This is a genomic window from Ammoniphilus soli (assembly GCF_040813775.1).
The window spans coordinates 1-4,709 of sequence record NZ_JBEGDL010000084.1; the positions used below are offsets into that span (position 1 = coordinate 1).

Annotated in this window: 4 protein-coding genes and 1 pseudogene; 3 read left to right on the forward strand and 2 right to left on the reverse strand. The window is 37.8% G+C overall.

Translation table 11 applies throughout. The annotated features are described in order from the left end of the window. Positions 1 to 124: 124 nt before the first annotated feature. From ABLT31_RS38045 to tnpC, 3 genes and pseudogenes are all read left to right on the forward strand, one after another. A complete protein-coding gene (locus ABLT31_RS38045) occupies positions 125 to 730 on the forward strand; it encodes an FkbM family methyltransferase (RefSeq protein WP_367760916.1) in 606 nt (201 codons plus the stop codon). A gap of 133 nt (positions 731 to 863) precedes the next feature. After that, positions 864 to 1,073 (forward strand): IS66 family insertion sequence element accessory protein TnpA, encoded by a 210-nt coding sequence (gene tnpA, locus ABLT31_RS38050; RefSeq protein ID WP_367760917.1) that lies wholly within the window; start codon positions 864 to 866, stop codon positions 1,071 to 1,073. Beyond that, positions 1,067 to 2,524: pseudogene (tnpC, locus tag ABLT31_RS38055) on the forward strand (IS66 family transposase); the annotation flags it as partial. The gene tnpA and the pseudogene tnpC, both read left to right, overlap by 7 nt. A 386-nt stretch (positions 2,525 to 2,910) precedes the next feature. On the opposite strand, the gene ABLT31_RS38060 reads toward tnpC, so the two are convergent. Beyond that, a complete protein-coding gene (locus tag ABLT31_RS38060) occupies positions 2,911 to 3,597 on the reverse strand; it encodes a galactosyltransferase-related protein (protein ID WP_367760918.1) in 687 nt (228 codons plus the stop codon). Positions 3,598 to 3,708: 111 nt separating this feature from the next. After that, a complete protein-coding gene (locus tag ABLT31_RS38065) occupies positions 3,709 to 4,461 on the reverse strand; it encodes a glycosyltransferase family 2 protein (protein WP_367760919.1) in 753 nt (250 codons plus the stop codon). Positions 4,462 to 4,709 lie beyond the last annotated feature (248 nt).

Sequence of the window (4,709 nt, forward strand, 5' to 3'; positions counted from 1 at the left end):
CCGCTTGCACGGTTTATTGAGAGGGGTGGTTCAGTAATGACCACCCCTACTCTCTCTATTTTAATTTTAAAGAACCCTACTATTTCTAGTGAATAATAGAATGTGTTAGAAAAGAGGTAATATCATGAATAAAGATATTCTTTCGCAATGGTTCAAAGATAAAGGAGATCAAACTCACAGGCTAAATTACAACTTAGATCCACAATCCATTGTATTTGATCTTGGCGGTCATACTGGAACCTGGACAGGGGCTATCTATAAGAAATTCCAATGTAATATTTTTGTTTTTGAACCTGTACCGCAATTTGCTGCAAAGATAAGGGAGAAATTTAAAGAGAATCAAGCGATCAAGCTTTTCGAGTTTGGACTCTCTAATGAAAACAAAAAGGTTTCATTGGTAGTAAATGGTGTTGCCTCATCGATGTATAGTCAAAAAGGGAAAAAAATAAAGATTAAGTTAAAAAAAGCAAAGGATTTCCTCAAACAATATAATATCCAAAGAATAGACCTAATGAAAATTAATATTGAAGGCGGAGAGTATGAACTTTTGGAACACCTGATTGAAACAGAATGTATTCATAAAATCGGAAATGTTCAAGTTCAGTTTCATGATGTTATACCCAATGCAGAAAAACGAATGAAATCAATTCAGAATCAACTTAAAAAGACCCACTATTTAACATACCAGTATCCTTTTGTATGGGAAAATTGGGCAAAAATTGATGCTTAACTAAATAACGGTATTCTTATATTATAATTCTGAAATATATTCTTTTAAGGTAAGCGTCAAATACTACACACCTACTAAGCAAGTTTTGAATCTGAGATAATCTCCTCAAGATACTAGAAGAGGAGATTTTTTTATGACCCAAATCGAAAGACGAAAAGAATGGGAGGCAAAGGTGGCCTCTTTCAAGGTTAGCGGACAAAGTGTTTCGTCATGGTGTGAAGAACACGATGTCAAACCTCATCGTTTATGGTATTGGATTCGGAAGCTAGAACCCAAAGATGCTGCTGCCATACCATCAGTGGGTTGGATGGCAGTGGAAGTCCGCGAGCAACCAAACGAATAGGCCAACAGAAACGATTTGGTGCTTCTAGCGAGAAGACGAATCCCAATCAGTTAGAGCTTTTCAATGAGGCTGAAGTTGAAGCTGACCCCTCTTTAGGGGAGCCTACCCTCGAAACGATTACCTATCGTCGTTCGGAACGGCGTGGCCATCGAAAGGAACAATTAGAAAATCTGCCTGTGGAGACCATCGAGTATCGTCTACCCGTTCAAGAGCAGGTTTGTTCGTGCTGCGGTGGTTCTTTGCATGAAATGAGTACCGAAGTCCGTAAAGAACTCAAGATCGTACCGGCCCAGATTAAAGTAGTTGAGCATGTCCGTTATATCTACTCCTGTCGACATTGTGAACGAGAAGAGACAAACACGCCCGTTGTAACAGCACCGATGCCTACTCCTGCTTTTCCGGGTAGTTTGGCGTCACCTTCCAGTGTAGCTTATGTCATGAGCCAAAAATATGTCGATGGTTTGCCTCTTTACCGGCAAGAACAGCAATTTGCTCGTCTTGGAGTTGAGTTGCCTCGTCAAAATCTCGCAAACTGGATGCTGAGCGGGGCTCATACGTGGTTAAGCTTCATATATCATCGTTTGCATGAACACCTACTTATGCAAGACATCTTGCATGCGGATGAGACGACTTTTCACGTTCTCCGTGAGCCAGGCCGTGCAGCACAGACTTCTTCTTATCTGTGGCTATATCGTACCGGGAGAGGAGTTGCCCCCATTGTGCTTTATGATTACCAAGAAACCCGAGGCGGCAAACACCCTAGCGAATTTCTCTCCGATTTTAAGGGTTACTTGCACGTAGACGGGTATGCTGGTTACCATAAAGTTTCCGATGTGACTCTCGTCGGTTGTTGGAGTCACGCACGACGGAAATTTGATGAAGTATTGAAAGCACTCCCGGCTAAAAAACAGGATGCATCGGTCCCAGCCAGAGAGGGACTTCAATTTTGCAACCAACTTTTTGCCACTGAACGTGACCTCAAGGAGTGTACGCCTGAGGAACGATACAAAATCCGTTTAAAACGCAGCCGCCCCGTATTGGATGCTTTTTTGGCATGGCTTCGTATCCAGCAACCCAAAGTACTTCCTAAAAGTACGTTTGGCCAGGTGATCGGATATTGTTTAAACCAATGGGATAAATTAGAGGCGTTTTTATTGGACGGACGATTGGAAATCGATAATAATCGCAGTGAACGTTCGATCAAGCCTGTTGTCATCGGTTGCAAGAACTGGCTCTTCAGTAATACTCCGCGTGGGGCAAAGGCAAGTGCAACCATTTACAGCATCATAGAAACCGCAAAAGAGAATGGTTTAAATCCGTTTTACTATCTAACCTATCTTTTTGAAAAACTTTCTAATGTCAATACAAAAGACAAGGCAGCTTTAGATCAACTTCTCCCATGGTCGGAAAGTCTACCTCTTACCTGCCGGGTGTTTAAAAAGAATACTTAATTATATGAGAAATCCCCATCTTCTTTTTTTAAGGTGGGGATTATTTGACGCTTACCTTTTAAGAGAATTAGCAGTGGACGGTGACTTGTGAGACTCCGAGGGATTCTTGAAATATTATATCCGGCCTGGATTATTTTAAGCGAGGGATGAAATGTTCCAAAATAGGTTTTCAACCGCACGGTGAGTCCTGAACAGGGTCGTTGTCTTTGAGTTAAGAGACCGGTAAGGGGGTTATAAGAAAGGGACGTAAATATTCACATTCGAGCGAAGGAGAATCTTATGCAATATTATCCTAAATGAAAGGAATATTGTTTAGAAAGGGGAGCCTTAAATTGAGGTACAAGAGTAGGACAGTTTTTTTAAAAGTCTATGATCTAGAAATCTTCCTATTTCTTTTGCAATAGTTCAATCATCTTTTCTTCATTACCTTGAACTTTCCGGTATAATTTCAATAGCTTTTTGCTTTCTGTCTTTCTGGGGTTATTATCCCAACCAATATGAGGATGCCATAAATGGTATATACTATGATCTAATCTTATGTCGGGCCCACATAGTGTTATTATTGCACATCGAAATGCATCGTCTTCGCCACCCCATCCTTTAAATCGCTCATCAAAACCATTTATGGTTTTAAAAGTACTTCGTGAAACCACATTTAATTTACCCGCAAACTCAATATAAGGGGTTCGTATCTGAATATTGTTATTGCTTATGTTTAAAGGCCATTTGGGTCTAGTTTTTAAAAGCTTTTTTGATGCTTCTTCTGAGATATTCAAATACTTTGTAAAGGGGAAAACTATTGCGTATTCTTCTAATTTATTAATTGAATCTATAATAATTGAAGAATCGTATATTATATCACCATCTGCAATAATAAAAATGTCTCGAGTTGCTTTTTTAGCAGCTAAATTTATAGCCTTGGAGCGATTAAATAATTTATCTTGGGATATTCCTGTACAAATTTCTACTTCTGGCATGATTGCTTCATAAAATCGTATTATCCATTTAAAATTCAGGTCCCTTCGACCACCGTCAGGTTTATAAGGCAGGAGTACAGAAACGTTTTCTAACACTTTTTAGACCTCCAAACTTTAGATTTAAAACCATCAGCAATACTTTTTAAATGCTATGACCTACCCGGGTAAAACCTACATAACTTAAAATAATAATTTTTTAATTATTGTTCATTTGTTTCTTTTTTTTAAAAATGCTGAATATGATTCTGGTGAAATATTATTTTTGTATTTTTCTATCCAGTTCAGCGAATCATGATAACCTATGTTTTTGGATACCCTTCCTCCTTGAGAATGGATATGCCAAATTGTCAAGGGACTTTCTAGAAAAATAAACTTTACGCCTAATTGTTCAAGTCTTAAGCACAAATCCCAATCCTGATGGTAGTCTAAGTCGCGAAATTGTACTTTCATTAAGAGTGATCGTGGAATAAGCAGTGTGCTTGTTTGCATAAGGCCACGGTTGATAAAAAGATAGTCAGCTAAACTTTCTTTACTAGATTTCCCTCTTTTTGGCCTAATTGTCTTAGACCGATTAGTTTTTTTTATTACTTGAGTATAGCAAGCAAAGTTGTCATCTTCAGAAAATTTTAGAACCCAATCCAACTGCTTTTGTATTTTTTCAGATACCCATTCGTCATCGGAATCCAAAAAGGCGATGTATTTTCCTTTTGCCGCCTTTATTCCTGTATTTCTTGCTATTGCACCGTTTTTATTTATTTTATGTTTAATGTATTTAATTCGAGGATCTTTAAAACTGTCAACTACATCCTTTGTGTTGTCCGTTGAGCCGTCGTCTACTATGATCAATTCCAAATTCGAATAAGTTTGTTTTAGGACACTAGATATGGAGCGCCTTAATAAGCTTGCTCGATTAAAAGTCGGAATGACAACACTCACAAAGATATCTTGATGTTTCTTCAAGAATTTTCACCTCCAAAAGTACTAAAAATAAAAATTAGCATCTGTTTTTTATAAACTCACGAACTTTATATTTATCGCTATATTTTAAGAGTATTTATAAATTTTCGTATATTCATACCCACTGTATTTTCCCGGAAAATGTTTGAGGATTATCCAAGTTTAATTCGTATCTATGACATTTCTAAAAATGTAATTTAACCCGAATTTCGAAAGTCTGTAACATCAACAACAATCATGAAACAACAAAA